The organism is Paenarthrobacter sp. 10N417, from assembly GCF_056394745.1.
Window position 1 is genome coordinate 285,670 of the sequence record NZ_JBFTIL010000002.1, and the last position, 18,004, is coordinate 303,673.

The 18,004-nt window shown below is 61.6% G+C and carries 17 protein-coding genes; 9 read left to right on the forward strand and 8 right to left on the reverse strand.

What is annotated here, in order from left to right:
- Nucleotides 1–23: 23 nt before the first annotated feature.
- Nucleotides 24–2,150 (reverse strand): transketolase, encoded by a 2,127-nt coding sequence (gene tkt / locus AC1DCM_RS03735; RefSeq protein WP_477517334.1) that lies wholly within the window; start codon nt 2,148–2,150, stop codon nt 24–26.
- A gap of 431 nt (nt 2,151–2,581) precedes the next feature.
- Here tkt and AC1DCM_RS03740 point away from each other — a divergent pair, with 431 nt between their 5' ends.
- On the forward strand, nt 2,582–3,544 hold the full coding sequence (locus AC1DCM_RS03740; RefSeq protein WP_477517335.1) for a heme o synthase: 963 nt from the start codon (nt 2,582–2,584) through the stop codon (nt 3,542–3,544).
- A 537-nt stretch (nt 3,545–4,081) separates the two neighbouring features.
- On the opposite strand, the gene AC1DCM_RS03745 is transcribed toward AC1DCM_RS03740, so the two are convergent.
- Genes AC1DCM_RS03745 through AC1DCM_RS03755 form a run of 3 tightly spaced genes read right to left on the reverse strand, consistent with a single transcriptional unit; the run spans nt 4,082 to nt 6,783 of the window.
- Nucleotides 4,082–5,026, reverse strand: coding sequence for a COX15/CtaA family protein (locus AC1DCM_RS03745; protein ID WP_477517336.1), 945 nt, complete (start codon nt 5,024–5,026; stop codon nt 4,082–4,084).
- A 30-nt stretch (nt 5,027–5,056) separates the two neighbouring features.
- A complete protein-coding gene (locus AC1DCM_RS03750; RefSeq protein ID WP_477517337.1) occupies nt 5,057–5,821 on the reverse strand; it encodes an ABC transporter permease in 765 nt (254 codons plus the stop codon).
- Entirely contained in the window at nt 5,818–6,783 is a 966-nt protein-coding gene (locus tag AC1DCM_RS03755; RefSeq protein WP_477517338.1) for an ABC transporter ATP-binding protein, read from the reverse strand. The genes AC1DCM_RS03750 and AC1DCM_RS03755 overlap by 4 nt, the downstream gene beginning before the upstream one ends.
- A 109-nt stretch (nt 6,784–6,892) precedes the next feature.
- Between AC1DCM_RS03755 and AC1DCM_RS03760 the strand changes: the two genes are divergently transcribed.
- Genes AC1DCM_RS03760 through AC1DCM_RS03785 form a run of 6 tightly spaced genes read left to right on the forward strand, consistent with a single transcriptional unit; the run spans nt 6,893 to nt 12,047 of the window.
- Nucleotides 6,893–7,714, forward strand: coding sequence for a helix-turn-helix transcriptional regulator (locus AC1DCM_RS03760; RefSeq protein ID WP_442017862.1), 822 nt, complete (start codon nt 6,893–6,895; stop codon nt 7,712–7,714).
- Complete coding sequence (gene sufB, locus AC1DCM_RS03765) at nt 7,714–9,177, forward strand: Fe-S cluster assembly protein SufB (RefSeq protein ID WP_431115218.1); 1,464 nt, start codon at nt 7,714–7,716, stop codon at nt 9,175–9,177. The genes AC1DCM_RS03760 and sufB overlap by 1 nt, the downstream gene beginning before the upstream one ends.
- A gap of 2 nt (nt 9,178–9,179) precedes the next feature.
- Complete coding sequence (gene sufD / locus AC1DCM_RS03770) at nt 9,180–10,493, forward strand: Fe-S cluster assembly protein SufD (RefSeq protein WP_442017860.1); 1,314 nt, start codon at nt 9,180–9,182, stop codon at nt 10,491–10,493.
- A gap of 21 nt (nt 10,494–10,514) precedes the next feature.
- The gene (locus tag AC1DCM_RS03775) at nt 10,515–10,871 is read left to right on the forward strand and encodes a non-heme iron oxygenase ferredoxin subunit (RefSeq protein WP_377653811.1); all 357 of its coding nucleotides are present in this window, start codon (nt 10,515–10,517) and stop codon (nt 10,869–10,871) included.
- Nucleotides 10,872–10,915: 44 nt separating this feature from the next.
- Nucleotides 10,916–11,701, forward strand: coding sequence for a Fe-S cluster assembly ATPase SufC (gene sufC / locus AC1DCM_RS03780; protein WP_224090246.1), 786 nt, complete (start codon nt 10,916–10,918; stop codon nt 11,699–11,701).
- Between the two features lie 13 nt (nt 11,702–11,714).
- Complete coding sequence (locus AC1DCM_RS03785; RefSeq protein ID WP_216925770.1) at nt 11,715–12,047, forward strand: metal-sulfur cluster assembly factor; 333 nt, start codon at nt 11,715–11,717, stop codon at nt 12,045–12,047.
- Nucleotides 12,048–12,154: 107 nt separating this feature from the next.
- Here the strand turns inward: AC1DCM_RS03785 and ypfJ are convergent, their stop codons facing one another.
- On the reverse strand, nt 12,155–13,054 hold the full coding sequence (gene ypfJ, locus AC1DCM_RS03790) for a KPN_02809 family neutral zinc metallopeptidase (RefSeq protein WP_442005379.1): 900 nt from the start codon (nt 13,052–13,054) through the stop codon (nt 12,155–12,157).
- Between the two features lie 61 nt (nt 13,055–13,115).
- On the opposite strand from ypfJ, the gene AC1DCM_RS03795 reads away from it, so the two are divergent.
- The gene (locus tag AC1DCM_RS03795) at nt 13,116–14,507 is read left to right on the forward strand and encodes a class I adenylate-forming enzyme family protein (protein WP_477517339.1); all 1,392 of its coding nucleotides are present in this window, start codon (nt 13,116–13,118) and stop codon (nt 14,505–14,507) included.
- On the forward strand, nt 14,479–15,726 hold the full coding sequence (locus tag AC1DCM_RS03800; protein WP_477517340.1) for a thiolase family protein: 1,248 nt from the start codon (nt 14,479–14,481) through the stop codon (nt 15,724–15,726). Before AC1DCM_RS03795 ends, AC1DCM_RS03800 begins: the two co-directional genes overlap by 29 nt.
- Before the next feature lie 48 nt (nt 15,727–15,774).
- Here AC1DCM_RS03800 and AC1DCM_RS03805 read toward each other — a convergent pair whose 3' ends face one another.
- The 3 genes from AC1DCM_RS03805 to AC1DCM_RS03815 are packed head-to-tail and all read right to left on the reverse strand — an operon-like array spanning nt 15,775 to nt 17,838.
- Nucleotides 15,775–16,404 carry an energy-coupling factor transporter transmembrane component T family protein gene (locus AC1DCM_RS03805; RefSeq protein WP_477517341.1) on the reverse strand — a complete coding sequence of 210 codons (630 nt, stop codon included), beginning with the start codon at nt 16,402–16,404 and terminating at the stop codon, nt 15,775–15,777.
- Nucleotides 16,401–17,189: an energy-coupling factor ABC transporter ATP-binding protein gene (locus tag AC1DCM_RS03810; protein WP_477517342.1), complete on the reverse strand. Its 789-nt coding sequence runs from the start codon at nt 17,187–17,189 to the stop codon at nt 16,401–16,403. Before AC1DCM_RS03810 ends, AC1DCM_RS03805 begins: the two co-directional genes overlap by 4 nt.
- A gap of 34 nt (nt 17,190–17,223) precedes the next feature.
- Nucleotides 17,224–17,838 (reverse strand): biotin transporter BioY, encoded by a 615-nt coding sequence (locus AC1DCM_RS03815; RefSeq protein WP_477517343.1) that lies wholly within the window; start codon nt 17,836–17,838, stop codon nt 17,224–17,226.
- Nucleotides 17,839–18,004: the final 166 nt, after the last annotated feature.

An 18,004-nucleotide genomic window follows, 5' to 3' on the forward strand; every position in this document is an offset into this window, starting at 1 on the left:
TTGTTTTCTCCTTGATAGAGGTATCAGGCGCTCAGGCCTGCGAGGGAGTCTTTAGCAGCGGCGGCAACAGCTTCGGCAGTAATGCCGAATTCCTGGAACAACCGCTTGTAGTCTGCCGAGGCACCGAAGTGTTCAAGGGAGACCATACGTCCGGCGTCACCGACGAATTCGCGCCATCCCAGCGCAAGGCCGGCTTCGACGGAAACGCGTGCCTTCACATCGGCCGGGAGCACGGACTCACGGTAGGCCTCGTCCTGCTTGTTGAACCATTCCACGCACGGCATGGAAACAACGCGGGTGGCGATGCCTTCGGCCTGGAGTGCTTCGCGGGCTGCGACGGCGAGCTGGACCTCGGAGCCGGTGCCGATCAGGATGACCTGCGCGTCAACGGTTTCGCCGTCCTTGGAAGCCTCAGCCAGGACGTAACCGCCCTTGGCCACACCAGCGGTGGAACCGAAGGTGTCTCCTTCTGCTGTGCCTTCGCCGCGGGCGTAGGTGGGGATGTTCTGGCGGGTCAGCACGATGCCGGCTGGGTTCTCGTGGTTCTCGAGCATGGCCTTCCACGCTGCCGAGACCTCGTTCGCGTCACCGGGGCGGACCACGTCCAGGCCCGGGATGGCACGCAGCGAAGCGAGTTGCTCCACGGGCTGGTGGGTAGGACCGTCTTCGCCCAGGCCGATGGAGTCGTGCGTCCACACGTACAAGGACGGGACACCCATCAATGCGCCGAGGCGGATGGCCGGACGCTGGTAATCCGAGAAGATCAGGAACGTGCCCGAGAACGCACGGGTGCGTCCATGCAGGGAAATGCCGTTCACGATCGACGCAGCTGCGTGCTCACGGATACCGAAGTGCAGCACGCGTCCATACGGGTTGCCCTTCCACGCATCGGTGGAGCGCGAGGTGGGGATAAACGACGGCGAGCCTTCAATGGTGGTGTTGTTGGACTCGGCGAGGTCGGCGGAACCGCCCCACAGCTCGGGGAGGACCGGGCCGATCGCGTTCAGGACCTTGCCCGATGCTGCACGGGTGGAGACGTCCTTGCCGGCTTCGAACACCGGCAGCGCGGCGTCGATGCCCACGGGAAGCTTCTTGGCCTCAACGCGCTCCAGCAGGGCAGCCGCGTCCGGGTTGGCGGACTGCCAGGCCTCGAACGAGGGCTGCCAGGCAGCGCGGGATTCGGCGCCACGGTCCAGGACCTTGCGGGCGTGTGCCAGGACCTCTTCGTCAACATCGAAGGACTTCGCGGGATCGAAACCAAGCACGGTCTTCAGCGCTGCGACTTCCTCGGCACCCAGGGCCGAGCCGTGGATCTTGCCCGTGTTCTGCTTCTTCGGGGCCGGGTAGCCAATGATGGTGCGCAGCGAAATGATGGACGGCTTGTTCGTCTCAGCCTTCGCAGCCAGCAGCGCCGAGTAGAGTTCCTGGACGTCCTCGACGTAGTCACCGGTCTTGGTCCAGTCCACACGCTGGGTGTGCCAGCCGTATGCTTCGTAGCGCTTCAGGACATCTTCCGTGAACGCAACGTCAGTATCGTCTTCAATGGAAATGTGGTTCTCGTCGTAGATCACCACGAGGTTGCCCAGTTCCTGGTGGCCGGCCAGCGAGGACGCCTCGGACGTCACGCCTTCCTGCAGGTCGCCGTCGGAAGCGATAACCCAGATCGTGTGGTCAAACGGCGACTCGCCGGCGGGAGCATCGGCGTCGAACAGGCCGCGCTGGCGGCGCTGAGAGTAGGCGAAGCCAACAGCCGAAGCCAAGCCCTGGCCCAACGGGCCGGTCGTAATCTCCACACCCGCGGTGTGCTTGTACTCGGGGTGCCCCGGGGTCAGCGAACCCCAGGTACGCAGTGCTTCGAGGTCCTTCAGTTCCAGGCCGTATCCGGAGAGGAACAGCTGGATGTAAAGCGTCAGTGACGTGTGGCCGGGGGACAGGACGAACCGGTCACGCCCAATCCAATCAGGGTTCTTCGGGTCATGGCGCATCAGCTTCTGGAACAGCAGGTACGCTGCCGGTGCCAAGCTCATAGCCGTGCCGGGGTGGCCATTTCCAACCTTCTCCACGGCGTCAGCAGCCAACACGCGAACGGTGTCAACCGCCTTCCGGTCCAGATCGGTCCATGACAGTTCTTGCTCTTCCAAATGTGGCACGAAAACCGAGCCCCTCTCTGTGCTGACGGCAGGCGGAAGGACACGGCACGCAGGAAGCACAGGATGGCGCCCGCTGCAATGTGTCTACCAGCCGTTCACCATTGAAACGTTGATCCTTCATCCAGACGCACGGATTATCCGAGAATACGGTTTCCCGGAGTGTCAACGTGTCCTGATCTGCTCAACAGCTTAGCCCTAAACGTGTCCTGGGACTCAGGGAATCCCACTAACTGGACAGAATTTCCCTTATATGAATCACGATGGCGCCCCTGGGAAGTGAACTTTCCGAAACATTGGCGTTTTTTGCGGACACGGACGCACTTCCGGCCACGGTATGATATCTGAAGGCCACCAGCGGTTTCATGCGCCTGCGGTTCCTTCTCGGAAACCCGGACGGCAGCCGCTGCGAGAAACCCAGAGCATAGAACAGAGTGACTGCCGCCGTGAGCACAACTGATACGCCCCTCAACGCGTCCCCGGCCCGGGGAAGCATCGGAATCTCCCGTAAGTTAAAGGCGTATCTGGCTCTCACCAAGCCCCGTGTCATAGAGCTGCTCCTGGTCAGCACGCTCCCCACCATGATCTTTGCCCAGCGCGGGTTCCCGTCTATTGGGCTCATTCTGGCAACGCTCGTTGGCGGTGCCTTCGCGGCAGGCAGCGCCGGAGTATTCAACTGCTACATCGACCGCGACATCGACAAATTGATGCACCGCACCGAGAAGCGTCCGTTGGTCACCGGTGAAGTTTCACCCAGGGAGGCTTTGGTCTTCGCATGGATTCTCGGCGCCGCTTCAATCGCCATCCTGTGGTTTGGTGCGAATCCTTTGTCCGCATGGCTTGGACTGGGCGCCATCGTTTTCTATGTAGTCATCTACACCATGATCCTGAAGCGCCGCACGGCACAAAACATCGTTTGGGGCGGGGCTGCTGGCTGCTTCCCGGTGCTGATCGCCTGGGCTGCAGTCACGAACACCGTTGAGTGGCCCGCCATTGTGCTGTTCATGGTCATCTTCCTGTGGACGCCTCCGCACTACTGGCCGCTGTCCATGCGCTACGGCGAGGACTACCGCAACGCGAACGTGCCCATGCTCGGAGCCATTGCAGGAGCCAAGGTGGTTTCGGTGCAGGTGGTCCTTTACGCCTGGGCGATGGTGGCCTGCTCGCTCCTGATGGTTCCCGTTGGCCGCGCGGGCTGGGTCTACACAATTGCGGCTGTAGCTGCCGGCGCCTGGTTCCTTTACGAGAGCCACGCACTCTACAAGCGGGCACAGGGCGGCGACGTCTCCAACAAGGGGGCCATGAAGGTCTTCCACGGCTCCATCAGCTACCTGACGCTGCTCTTCATCGCGCTGGCAGTAGACCCCTTCATCGGATCACCGATCATCGGCGGCTAACCTTCGGGACCGCTTTCCGCAAAAGAAGGCAAGACAAAGAAGGCAAGACAAAGAAGGCGCGACGCCGGCACTCACCCGAGTCCCGGCGTCGCGCCTTTTCATTTCCCCCCGATGCTCTCTCACATCCCACCGCATTTCCACCGATCCTCTCTCACATCCCACCGGTTTTCCCCGGATGTTCTCTCACATCCCACCGGTTTTTCACTGATCTTCTCTCACATCCTGACCGGTTTTTCACTGATCTTCTCTCACATCCCACCGGTTTTCCCCGGATGTTCTCTCACATCCCACGGGGTAATCGACGAATGCCCTCATCGTCAAGTTGGTTGTGAGTCATTCATTACCTGTTGATTGCCGACCCTGGATCTGAGAAAACATCGGGCTCAAGGATCCTGCATGTGCAAGAACATCCGGCCACAGGCCGCAGGACATGAAAGAACATCCGGCCACAGGCCGCAGGACATGAAAGAACATCCGGCCACAGGCCGCAGGATGTGAGAGAACATCCCACCCAGCGCGGCCCGATGTGAGAGAGCGCTACTTGGCGGGGCTGTACTTTGCGATGTCGGCCGCGTTGGTGGATGCGCTCATCAGCAGGGCTGCGCCAAGCATGTGTGCGCCCACGAGAAGCGCAGGAATTCCGTTGTAGTACTGGGTGAACCCGATGACGGCTTGCAGCAACGTCACGGCGAGCAGCAGGAAGGCAGCGGTTCGGAACGGGCCGCCAATCTTATGCCGGACCACAAAGTACACAGCAAACAATGTCCCGGCTGTGATCAGGTAAGCGGGCACAGCGTGAATGTGCGAGAAGAAGTCCCAGTCCAGATCATTGCGGGGCGCATCGGCATCGCCCGCGTGCGGACCGGCGCCTGTGACTACTACGCCGAGCATGACAGCTATGGCCGAGAAGACGGCGATGGCCAACATCACAGGCCGGGCAACCGAAGGCAGTGTAGGCAGCGCGTGCTTCATGAATCGTCCCGTGCGGCCAAAAGCGCGGTTAACAAGCAGCGTCGCGAAGACAACCAAGGCCATGGATACCAGGAAGTGCAGGCCCACAACCCAAGGGTTGAGGTTGGACAGGACTGTGATTCCGCCGATGATGGCCTGAGCCGGGATGCTCGCCAGGAGGCCAAGAGCAAGCATGAAGAGGTCGCGGCGTTCTTTGCGGAGATTCCACAAGTAGACCAACATGAGCGCCGCAACCGCCGCCAACGCGAACGTGAGCATCCGGTTGCCGAACTCGATAAGACCGTGAATGCCCATTTCAGGCGTGTTGACGAGGGATTCGTCGGTGCATCGCGGCCACGTAGGGCAGCCAAGGCCCGAAGCCGTAAGGCGAACTGCACCACCGGTCACTACAAGCACGGTCTGTCCGATCAGGGAAAGGACCGAGAGTCGGCGGATAGTGCGGTTTACTTCCGTCGGCAGCTTGGTGGTGAATCGCTGGACGGATTTAGGGAGGCGCGATGCCGTGCTCACAGTTTGCTCAACTCTCAGTTCTGCTTGTTGTCAGTTCCACTTGAACCAGCGAATGGCCGCGGCGCCAGCCAGCAATGTCCACATCAGGAGGACCAGTACGGCCGGGAAGGGCACGATGCCCAAAATGAAGGCATCCCGCAATGCTTGGCCCAGTGCGCCGGAGGGCAGGAAGTGCACGATGCCCTGGGCTATGGCGGGGAGCCTTTCCGCCGGGACAACAATCCCGCCCAGCGCTCCGAGGAGGATCCACAGGAGATTGGTGATGGCCAAGGTGGCTTCAGGCCGAACAGTTCCAGCGACCAGGAGCCCCAGCGCAGTGAACGCGGCCGCACCCAGGACAAGGATCCCAAGGCCTGGAAGCCATGCCTCCGCCCGCGGCTGCCAGCCCAGGAGCCCGGCGACTGCCCCCACGACCAGCACTTGGAGGAAGAGAACGACGAGCACAGCCAGTATTTTGCCGGCGATCAGGCCACCACGACCCAGGGGAGTGGTGGAGAGGAAGCGCAGAACTCCGTAACGCCGGTCAAATCCTGTGGCAATGCCCTGTCCGGTGAAGGCGGTGGACATGGCACAGAGAGCGAGGATTCCGGGCGTCGCCACGTCAATGCGCGAGCCTCCGAGCCCATCCAGCAGGGGAGTAACAGTCAGCCCGGCCAAAGCAAGAAGCGGAAGGACGACGGCAAGAATCAGCTGTTCGCCGTTCCGCAGCATAGTGATGGTCTCGTAGCGGCCCTGCTGGAGAATACGGCGAGGCAGGGAAGCGGGCCCGGCATTGGGGGAGAGGAGCTTGCTCATCGGAGGTCCCTTCCGGAAATGTCCAGGAAAACGTCCTCAAGGCTCCGCGCCTCGAGTCTCAGGGACGCTGGCATGATGTTCCGTTCGGCCCACCAGGCGGTCAGGGCGGCAAGGTCTGCAGGTGCCAGAGCACCGGTGATCGAGTAACTGCCGGCACGGGTTTCAAGGACTTGCAGGCCTGCACCAAGGACGCCTTTGAACTCGAGTCCAGGCGGCGCATCGAAAAAGAGGGTCCGGTCCGTGATCGCGGTATCGGCGGAATGATCGTGCCGCAGAAGGTCAGCGACCGTCCCCTCGGCGACGTTGTGTCCGCCGTCGATGATGTAGACGTAGTCCGCCAGGCGCTCGGCGTCATCCATCAGGTGCGTCGTGAGGATGATGCCCATGCCGGCGTCGCGCAATTCTGCAATGAGGTCGAAAACCACTTGGCGCGAATGAGGATCCAATCCAGCGCTGGGTTCATCGAGGAAGAGGACCTCGGGGTTGCCAATCAAGGCCGCAGCCAAGGCCACCCGTTGCTTTTGGCCACCTGAGAGGCGCCGCACACTGGTGCGGCTGAACTGGGCAATGCCCAGGCGATCCACGAGGGCATCGACGTCCATGGGGTTCCGGTACATGCCGGCAACGTGACGCAACAGGGGGATTGGACGGGCCGACGGCGGGAGCCCGCCATCCTGAAGCATGACGCCTACCCGGGACCTCAAGTCAGCGCCGGCAGTATCCGGGTCTGCGCCCAGAAGTGAAATAGTTCCACCAGTCCGTTTCTGCAAACCTTGGGCACATTCAAGGGTGGTGGTCTTGCCGGCGCCATTGGCCCCGAGGAGGGCGGTAATCCGGCCCCGTTCAGCCACCATGGACAGGCCACTCACAACACGGAGCATTTTGCCGTCAAGGGCAGCCAGGGGCCCTACATCCTTAATGAGTCCGTCTATAGTGAGGACAGGGGAATCGGTGGATCGCACCAAAGTATTCTACGCGAAGTAGTACGGTCGCACCTGGCGGGTGACTAAGGTCAGTCTTGCCTTACTGGATGCATGAAACAAATTACGACATGATTGTGTTGTGTATTCCATGAGCAGTCCAATTTCCATGCCCTCCAGGCGGCATGCTGCAGCGGCAGAGGCCTTCGCGCCTTCGTCTGTGCTGCCGGACGCGGAGGACCGCACAAGGGACCGCGTTCTGGGTGCTGTGTTGGAGAACGGCCCCGTGAGTGCCGCTGAGCTGGGCGATCTCCTTGGTTTCACGCCTGCAGCGGTCCGCCGCCATCTGGATCATCTTGAGCGCAATGGCGTTATCGAAGTCAAGCGCGTCGCCAAGGCGGGAGCCGGTGCCGGACGTCCTGCGCGCCGTTATGTCCTGAGTTCACAAGGGCAATCCAAGCTTGGCGATGACTACTTGAACATCGCCAGCTCCGCGCTCAGGCGGCTACAGGAAATTGCCGGCGAAGATGCAGTCCGCGAGTATGCAGAGGAGCGCTTCTCTGAAATGGAGCGCCGGTATGCACCGGAAGTTGCCGCCGCCGGGCAGGACATCGGCGCCCGAGCCCTGGCCTTATCCAAGGCCCTCAGCCGGGATGGCTATGTAGCCTCTGCCCATTCCATTGAGGCCAAAGCCCCTCTGCCGGCAGAATTTTCCAGTGTCCAGCTCTGCCAGGGACATTGCCCCATCCAGCAGCTCGCAGCGGAATTCCCTGTTTTTTGCGACAGCGAGACCAAAGTCTTTTCCCGCTTGGTGGGCGTCGATGTCCGGCGTCTTTCAACCCTGGCGCAAGGCGGGCACGTCTGCACCACCCACATACCTACCGGGCGACCAGCTGCCACGGTGCATCACAGCACCGCAGAGCAGTCCGGGAACCCGTACCAGGAATCAAACAACCAGCAAGAAAGGCCGTGATGACGGACCAATTAGCAGAGAAAGCGGTAGCTGACGGCACTGTGATCTCGGAGATTCTGGAGAAGAATCCCGAACTGCACGGTATCGGAAACTACGAGTACGGCTGGGCCGACAAGAACGACGTAGGCGCGAATGCCCGTCGTGGCCTCAACGAGGACGTTGTCCGCGACATCTCCTCGAAGAAGAACGAGCCCGAATGGATGCTCGATCTACGCCTCAAGGGCCTGAAGTACTTCGACCGTAAGCCCATGCCTACGTGGGGTGCAGACCTCTCCGGCATCGACTTCGACAACATCAAGTACTTTGTGCGTTCCACCGAGAAGCAAGCGGCAACGTGGGAAGACCTGCCGGAGGACATCCGGAACACCTACGAAAAGCTCGGCATCCCGGAAGCTGAGCGCAGCCGGCTCGTTTCCGGCGTCGCGGCCCAGTACGAATCCGAGGTTGTCTACCACCAGATCCGTGAAGACCTTGAAGCCCAGGGCGTCATCTTCCTGGACACGGACACCGCCTTGCGCGAACACCCGGAGATCTTCCAGGAGTACTTCGGCACCATCATCCCCGTGGGCGACAACAAGTTCGCTTCCCTGAACACGGCGGTATGGTCCGGTGGATCGTTCGTGTACGTGCCCAAGGGCGTGCACGTGGACATCCCGCTCCAGGCTTACTTCCGCATCAACACGGAAAACATGGGCCAGTTCGAGCGCACCCTGATCATCGCCGATGAGGACTCCTACGTTCACTACATCGAAGGTTGCACGGCTCCGATCTACACCTCGGACTCCCTGCACTCCGCCGTTGTGGAGATCATCGTGAAGAAGGGCGCCCGCGTCCGCTACACGACCATCCAGAACTGGTCCAACAACGTGTACAACCTCGTCACCAAGCGCGCCATCTGCGAAGAGGGCGCCACCATGGAATGGATCGATGGCAACATCGGCTCCAAGGTGACCATGAAGTACCCGGCCGTTTACCTGGTAGGCGAGCACGCCAAGGGTGAAACCCTGTCCATCGCCTTTGCCGGCGAGGGCCAGCACCAGGACACCGGCTCCAAGATGGTGCATATCGCACCGAACACCAAGAGCTCCATTATTTCCAAGTCCGTGGCCCGCGGCGGTGGCCGTGCGGCTTACCGCGGCTTGGTCCAGGTCCGCGAAGGTGCAAAGCACTCGGCCAACACGGTCCGTTGCGACGCCCTCCTGGTGGACACCATTTCCCGCTCGGACACGTACCCGTACATCGACATCCGCGAAGACGACGTCGTCATGGGTCACGAGGCCACCGTTTCCCGAGTCAGCGAAGAGCAGCTCTTCTATCTGATGTCCCGCGGCATGCCTGAGGACGAGGCCATGGCCATGATCGTGCGCGGCTTCATTGAGCCGATCGCCCGTGAACTGCCCATGGAATATGCCCTTGAGCTGAACCGCTTGATTGAACTGCAGATGGAAGGGTCCGTCGGTTAACAATGACTGATATCACTACTGAAAAGGCACGCATCGGCGCGCCCTCGGCCCAGCCGTTTATCAACGGCTTCACCGAGGAAGGCGAAAACCTTTCGCCCGTAAATACCGGAACAAACACCAGCACGACGTCGGAACAGCCTGCTGCTGGTCCGCTCGGTGGCGCATCGGTCAAGAGCCACTCGCATGGCGGCGGCGTCGGCATCCCGGACAGCTCCCGCGCCGGCCGCCTCACGTCCTACAAGCTGGAGGACTTCAAGCCCCTGACCGGCCTTGAAGAAGACTGGCGTTTCACGCCGCTGAAGCGCCTGCGCGGTCTCCACACCGAGGTCCTTAACGGTGCAGCTCCGGCTGTCAGCGTGACTGCACCGTCCGGCGTCGTCGTCGAAACGGTTGGCCGCGAGGACAAGCGGATCGGCCAGGCAGCCATCCCCGAGGACCGCGTGTCCGCCAACGGTTGGGAGAACTTCGCCGAAGCTACCGTTGTCACGGTTCCGGCTGAGCTCCAGGCCGAGAGCGAAGTTTCCGTCCTGATCACCGGATCCAGCGAGGCTCCTGCTGCCCAGCACATCGTGATCGTGGCAGAGCGTTTCTCCAAGGCGGTTGTGGTCCTGGATCACCAGGGCACGGCTGTTGTCTCCGAGAACGTTGAGATCATCGTCGAAGATGGCGCTGAGCTCACGGTCGTGTCCTTGCAGGAATGGGCCGACAACGCTGTTCACGCGTCGGCCCAGCAGGCCAGGATCGGCCGCGACGCGAAGTTCAAGCACATTGTGGTCAGCCTCGGCGGCGACGTCGTGCGCGTTACGCCGTCCACCCGCTTCACGGCCCCTGGTGCCGACGTCGAAATGTTCGGCTTGTACTTCGCCGATGCCGGTCAGCACCTTGAGCAGCGCCTGTTTGTTGACCACGCGGTGGCCAACTGCAAGTCGCGCGTGCTCTACAAGGGCGCGCTGCAGGGCCGCAATGCCCACACTGTGTGGGTGGGCGACGTCCTGATCCGTAAGGAAGCAGAAGGCACTGACACCTATGAGGCCAACCGCAACCTGGTCCTGACGGACGGCGCGCGTGCGGACTCTGTGCCGAACCTGGAAATCGAAACTGGACTCATCGAGGGTGCCGGCCATGCCAGCGCCACCGGCCGTTTCGACGACGAGCACCTCTTCTACCTCATGGCACGCGGCATTCCCGAAAAGGTAGCCCGCCGCCTGGTGGTCCGAGGCTTCCTCAACGAGATCATCCAGCAGATCAACGTCCCGGCAATCGAAGAACGCCTGACCGCAGCTGTTGAGCGCGAACTCGCCGCGACCGACAACTAGCAAAGACCAGGCAGGACAAGCATGAGTGAACAAACCAAGGGCGAACTGGTATGCAACGCCAATGACATCCAGGTCAAGCAGGCGCTGCGCGTCCTGATCGATGACTATCCGGTAGCCATCGTGAGGGACTCGATGGGCGAGATCCATGCCATCGGCGATACCTGCTCGCACGCGGACATCTCGTTGTCTGAAGGCGAGATTGAAGGCTGTGCGATTGAGTGCTGGGGCCACGGTTCCCAGTTCGACCTCCGCAGCGGACAGCCTCTTCAGCTGCCTGCCTACGACCCCGTTCCCGTTTTCGCAGTCACCATCGATGGTGACGACGTCTACGTGGACGTGACCAACGTTGTGAACGGTGCTTCGGTAGATAACTACTAAGCGCCCGGTATCACCAGACTTACGAACGGAAAAGAAAGAAGAGCATGTCTACTCTTGAGATCAAGGACCTGCACGTCAGCATCGAGACGGAGCAGGGCACCAAGGAGATCCTGAAGGGCGTCAGCCTCACCATCAAGACCGGTGAAACTCACGCCATCATGGGCCCCAACGGCTCGGGCAAGTCCACCCTCGCGTCCACAATCGCCGGCCACCCGCGCTACACGGTGACCAGCGGTACCATCACTCTCGATGGCGAAAACGTCCTGGAAATGAGCGTTGACGAGCGCGCCCGTGCAGGCGTCTTCCTCGCCATGCAGTACCCGGTAGAGGTTCCCGGCGTCACCATGACGAACTTCCTGCGTACCGCCAAGACGGCGATCGACGGCGAAGCACCCGCCCTTCGCACGTGGACCAAGGACGTCAAGGCTGCCATGCAGCAGCTGCGCATCGACGCCGACTTCGCTCAGCGCAACGTCAACGAAGGCTTCTCCGGTGGCGAGAAGAAGCGCGTCGAGATCCTTCAGCTCGAGCTCTTCAAGCCGAAGTTCGCTGTTCTGGACGAGACCGACTCCGGCCTCGACGTCGACGCCCTCAAGGTAGTTTCCGAAGGCGTCAACCGCGCACACGCAGAGGGAAACATGGGCACGCTGCTCATCACCCACTACACCCGCATCCTGCGCTACATCAAGCCCGACTTCGTCCACGTTTTCGTCGACGGCAAGGTCGTTGAAGAGGGCGGCCCCGAACTGGCCGACCGTCTTGAAGAAGAGGGCTACGACCGCTACGCCGCAGGCGCAGGCGTTGCCGTTGCTCCTGCCGTACAGGCCTAGTTAGGATCATTCCATGACCGAAATCAACGCGGCGCGCACCAGCCTCGAGGACGTTGAGGAAGCGCTCAAGGACGTCATTGACCCGGAGCTCGGTGTCAACGTCGTGGACTTGGGCCTCCTCTATGGCCTGAAGTACTCAGATGAGGACGGCGCACTCCTGATCGACATGACACTGACGACGGCGGCTTGCCCGCTCACGGACGTGCTGGAAGAGCAGGTAGGCAAGTCCCTCGACGGAGTCGTGGACGAGTGGCGCCTGAACTGGGTATGGATGCCGCCATGGGGTCCCGAGCGGATCACCGACGACGGCAAGGACCAGATGCGGGCCCTCGGCTTTAACATCTGATCGGCAGTTTTCGCCCTCAAAGGGCAAAGAAATGGTTCCGGACCTGTGGTCCGGAACCATTTCTGCATTTAGCCGTTGGCTCAGGAAATAAACCGTCGCCACCGCAGCTATGGCGCCGCAACACCAAACGTGTCGCATTTGTTGATGTCGCCCGTGGCGTATCCCTGGTAGAACCACTTCTGCCGCTGCGCGCTTGAGCCATGGGTCCAGGACTCCGGCGAGACCCGACCTGTTGCTGCCTTCTGGATTCGGTCATCGCCGACGGCGGAGGCAGCGGACAGCGCGTCCTGCAGGTCTTGCTCGGTGAGGGGGTCAAGGAACGGCTTGCCCGTTGCCGGGTCTTTCTGCGTGGTCGCATGGCGAACCCAGAGTCCTGCGTAACAGTCCGCCTGCAATTCAACCCGGACTGCACCGGACTCCGGCCCTTGGGGATCCTGTTGTGCCCGGTCAAGGTTGCCCAGGATGTTTTGGATGTGATGGCCGAATTCATGGGCCACCACATACTCCTGCGCCAGCGGCCCACCTGATGAGCCAAAACGGGTCACGAGCTCATCGAAGAACCCGGGGTCGAAGTATGCCTTGGTATCCGCCGGGCAGTAGAACGGACCGACAGCCGTGGTAGCAGCACCACATCCGGTATTCGTCCCTTGCTCGAAGATGACTGTCCCGGGCCGGGAATACTGAACGTTGTACTGGGCGAGATATTCGGGCCAAAAAGCATTAAGGCTGTTGACAGTGCCTGTGATCCGGCAGTCGAGTCGTTTGTCCGCATCAGCGCCCGTCTTGCACTCCTGTACACCGCCGCTTCCACCTTCGACGGCGGGTGGCTGAGTTCCGCCGCCAGTCAGGTCGCCAAGGATGTTGGGGTTGATTCCGAAGAGGGCCAGAAGCAGCACGACGATGCCACCACCAATCCCGCCACCTATTTTCGTCCCGCGGCCCATGCCTCCGCCGCGTCGGTCTTCTACTTGGGATGGGTCTAGCTGCGCACCGTCATTGAAACTCATACAGTCAGAATAGACGTCACCATTGGTGCCGGAGGGCGGACACTGCCGTAAAATTGCGGGGATGCCTTTCCTGGATAAAATTCAGCTCTGGGCCGATGAACGTCCCCACGACACCGCCGTCGTTGTGGGCCGCAGCCGGCTCAACTGGGCCGAGCTCCGCGACGCCGCGGCAAGCCTGCTTGGCCACGCGGCGGCCACTACTGTGCTTGCCGAACCCAACTCCACTGACTTGGTCGCGAAGTTTACGGCGGCGGTGGCGGGGGAGCGCCGCTGTGCTGTGCTGGACCCACTGTGGCCTGCAGCAATGGTGGAGGAAGTGACGTCGCGCATCGTCGATCCTGCCATAGCAACCGATGTGGAACTTGTAGACGGAGATCCGTCCACTACCTTCCTGATTGGGCTTACGTCCGGCACCACTTCGGTGCCGAAGGCGTTCACGCGGTCCCGCCGTTCGTGGCAGGTTTCGTTCGACGCTTCGATCGAGTTCTTCGGACTCTCCCAGGACGATCGGACCCTGGCGGCAGGTCCGCTCTCCTCCAGCTTGAACCTCTACGCCCTGTCTGAGTGCCTGTACGCGGGCTCTGCATTCCACACGCTGGAGTCTTTCGATGTCGGTGACGCCCACGCTTCGATCAGCCATGACAACATCACAAGACTGGTGCTCACCCCGACCATGCTTCGTTTGCTCAGCGAACGCGGCTTAGCTGGGGATGTGGATGCTTCCGGCATCCGGAGCATCATCTGCGCCGGTTCCAAGCTCGATGGCCGTACGTTGGAAGCGGCGCGCCGCTGGGCTCCACATGCTGCCATCTTTGAGTACTACGGAGCCTCCGAGTTGAGCTTCGTCTCCGGCACACGGCTGGCTGCCGGCGAGCCCCTCGACGTTGGGGGTACCGGCATTGGGCGTCCATTTCCTGGTGTGGAACTGCGAATCCTGAACGACACCGGCCAGAATCTTCCGGACGGCGAGCACGGCAACATCAGCGTCCGCAGTGGAATGGTCAGCAACGGCTACCTCTGGGGCGACGACGGCCAGGCCCTCCGCTGCCTGGACGGCTGGTACACCGTGGGGGACCAAGGCTATCTCGCCGACGACACCTTGCACATTCTGGGACGTCGTTCGGACATGATCATCACTGCGGGGAAGAACGTGTACCCGCACGAGGTGGAACTCGCCCTCGCCTCCGTTCCAGGCATTGAAGTTGCGGTAGCAGCCGGAGCTCCGGATGACGTCCGCGGTCAAAAGGTGATTGCCGGCGTCGTTCCTGCCTACGGTGCCGTCACGGCGACGCAGCTGCGCACCGGCCTTGATGGCCTGCTCGCCCGTGACAAGTGGCCACTGCAGTACTACGTCCTGTCCGAGCTACCCATCACGGATCGCGGTAAGGTCAGCCGGATGGTACTGCTCGACTGGATCAAAAACCATGACGTCCGGGCGCGTCCCCTTGGGTAGCGGCGGCCCCTTGGGAAGCGACCCTTCCATGCAGCAGGTCGACGAGTCCCGCCAGCCGGTCATCATCGCGGCGCTGCGGACTCCGATCTGCCGGGCAAACGGGCAGCTGAGGCAGCTCCGCGCCCCGGATCTCCTGGCACCGGTCATCCGTTCCCTCATCGAATCGGCTGGCATTGATCCAGCCGCGGTGAACGATGTCATCATGGGCAATGCTGTTGGTGGTGGCGGAAACGTGGCGCGCTTCGCCGCTCTCCAGGCCGGTTTGCCTGTCACGGTCCCGGGGCTCACCGTGGACCGGCAGTGTGGTTCCGGCTTGGATGCCATTGCGCTTGCGGCGCGTCTGGTTGGCGCCGGCGGCGACCCGCTCTATGTTGCCGGAGGGGTGGAAAGCATCAGTACGGCTCCAGCGCGGGCCAACAGGACCGACGACGGCGGACTGAACTTTTTCTCTCGGGCCGCCTTTGTGCCACCCCTGTTTGGTGATCCTGACATGGGTGTGGCTGCGGAAAATGTGGCCCGCACATTTGGTATCAGCCGTGAGCGGCAGGATGAGTACGCCCTCCGCAGCCATCGGCGGGCTCTTGAGGCTGCGGCAGCGGGCAAGCTCGCACGCGAAATCGTGCCGCTTGAAGACGCCGGGACGATCGTCGACGCCGACGACGGCCCCAAGCCTTCGTTGCGCGCCCCACTGATGTCGCGGTTCCCGGCAGTTTTCGTCCCCGACGGGACTGTCACGGCAGCGAACTCGTGTTTTGATGCCGACGCAGCTGCCGCCGTCGTCATAACATCACTGAAGCGCGCCCGGGAGATGGGCGCGGTGGACGGCTTGCTGGTTTTGGGTTGTGAGACCACAGGTGTGGATCCGGAGTTGCTGGGCATCGGGGCCGCACACGCCGCCGAGCAGTTGTTGGCTCAACATGGCGTGGCTGCAACCGACGTAGACCTCATCGAATTCAATGAAGCCTTTGCGTCCCAGACCATCGCTTGCCTTGATCATTTGGGTATCGATCCTGGAAAAGCCAATGCCGAGGGCGGGGCCTTGGCTTTTGGGCACGGTTACGGCGCTTCGGGGGCTGTTCTGGTGACGCGCTTGCTTACCCAGGCTCGTGGCGTCTCCCAAAATTCCGGAGTAGCACCGTTGGGCTTGGCCATGATCAGTATCGCGGGCGGCATGGGCACAGCGGCCCTCATGCGCTACGCCCAGCTCCAGCCCAACTGACCAGCATTAGTGGTTGTTATGACGCCTGAAAACAACCACGAATGCCAGCTACTTGGGTTCGTCAGGTTCGCCGAGTCCTCGGGCGGACAAGGCATCGCCGGTTTGGCGCGCGTAAGCGACCGTGGTGATAAAGACCGGGAGTATCAGTGCCCTGGGATTGCGTTCCAGTCCGCGGGCGCGGGCCGCATCCCTGACGTCAGAGAAGGCTCCTGCAATGAAGGGGATGCTCCTGAGCATCACGGCGATGGTGAGCGCGAAGCGCTCAGGATCGGCACCGAAGCGCCGGAATGGTTTCGCGAGGGAGACAACACCGTCCAGCAGGTCCTGGACAGGTGTGGTGGCGGTCAGAACCGAGGCTGCGACGACGCACACCAGGACGTTCAGGACGATGCGTGCAGCCGTGGGGGCACCTAATTGCCACCATTGGAACAATCCGATCACCACGAGGATGGGCGTCACCATCCATATGGCACGCATCAGACGGCACAAACCGGCCCCGCTCAGCAGGAACAAGCCGCACATGATGGCGAAGACCAGCAGCGAAACTGCCCAGTCGACAATCAGGAAGGACGCGGTTCCGCACCCTGCAACCACCAGGAATTTCAGCCACAACGGGGTTCGGTGGATGGGCGAGTTGCCCGGCACATAGTTTGCTATCAGGAAGCCGTGGCCCCTCATAACCGGCCTCGTTCGGGGCGTTCGCCGAGGCTCGGAACCTCACCAAGGCCCGGAGCCTCCCAAAAGCCCGGAACTTCGTCGAGCGCAGTTGCGCATAGCTCCCGGTACCGTGCAACACCTTCAGCCGCACCGCCGTCGAAGACTATCCGCCCCGACTCCACCACGAGGACACGATCCATCTCCAACGCAAGGTCGAGGTCGTGGGTGGACATGACGACTTGCTGCTCCAGGCCCGCCAACGTGCGCCGCAACAGCTCGCGATTCCGCAGGTCAAGGAGGGTGGATGGCTCGTCGAGGACCAACACCTTGGGATTAACGGCGAGGACTGCAGCCAAGGCGAGCAACTGACGCTCCCCACCGGAGAGCTCATAGATGCTCTGGTCAGCCAGGGGCAGCAGGCCAAACCTGTCAAGAACTGCTTCCGCGCGCGCGGCTCGTTCGCGGGTGTTCTTGATGGAGCGGCGGAGGGAGAGCTCAACGTCTTCACGGCCGGTAGGCATCACCAATTGCGACAAGGGATCAGTGAAGACGAATCCGACGTTTGCACGAACCCGGCGCACGGCTTTAACTGTGTCATCGCCGTAGACGTCGACAGTTCCGTCGCTGGGCTCCACCAGCCCGTTCAACAGCCGCAATAACGTGGACTTTCCGGAGCCGTTGGCACCGATGACGCCGATACGCCGCTCGGTGAGGCTTAAGGAAACATCCTCCAGCAGGGTCTTGGACGTTCTGCTGCCGTCAATGGCTACACGAACCGAGACCCTGTTGAAGTTGATGGAGTTCATAGAGATATTGTTTCCGACTTTTGCGTGACGCAGGCTATTTGACCCTGCGGACCAGGACATCCGGGAAGGCCTTGTGAATAGCCACCGCAATGATCACGGCGAGGACATTCTTGATGATGTCCCCGGGGTAGAAGGCCAGATCGGCAATGAAGGCTTTGGTGAAGTCCAATTTGCCGTTGACCATCATGCCCAGGACGCCCAGGCCGTGGATGAGGACGATGCTGCTGACCATGGCGGCAGCAAACAGCAGCAGGGAACGGCTCCGTACCGTCTTGCGGATAATCAACGCCGCCAGATAGCCCGTGGCAGCCGCGGCAAGGGGGAAAGCAATGATGTAGCCCGCGGATGGAGTAGCCAGGATGCCCAGTCCGCTGCGGCCCCCGCTGAAGATCGGCAGGCCAGCCAGGCCAAGGAGGACATAAAGCCCGACGGCGGCGAATCCCCGCCCGGCGCCAAGCACCAGACCGCTCAACATCACAGTGAGGGTCACCAAGGTGATGGGCACACCAAGGGCGCCAACCGGAATGCCGGGAACGATCGCGGACGCGGCCACAAGGGCTGCGAAGACGGCAATGAGGCCGAGGTCTGTGGCGGTCCATCGCTTGCGCGAAGAGTTGCGCTCCACAGAGGCGGAGGTGGTTTGGCTCATGACGGGTCCTATCAGGAAATGCTGTGGGTGCGAGGTTGAAGTTTGTTTCCCCCAACAGTGAGGATACGGAGCTTGGGAAGGGGCTTTTTTGGAGCCTCTCCACAACTGTGGACATTAATCCTGTGTGAAATGGCACAATCTGCCCTTCGGGCGACGTTATGTCCAG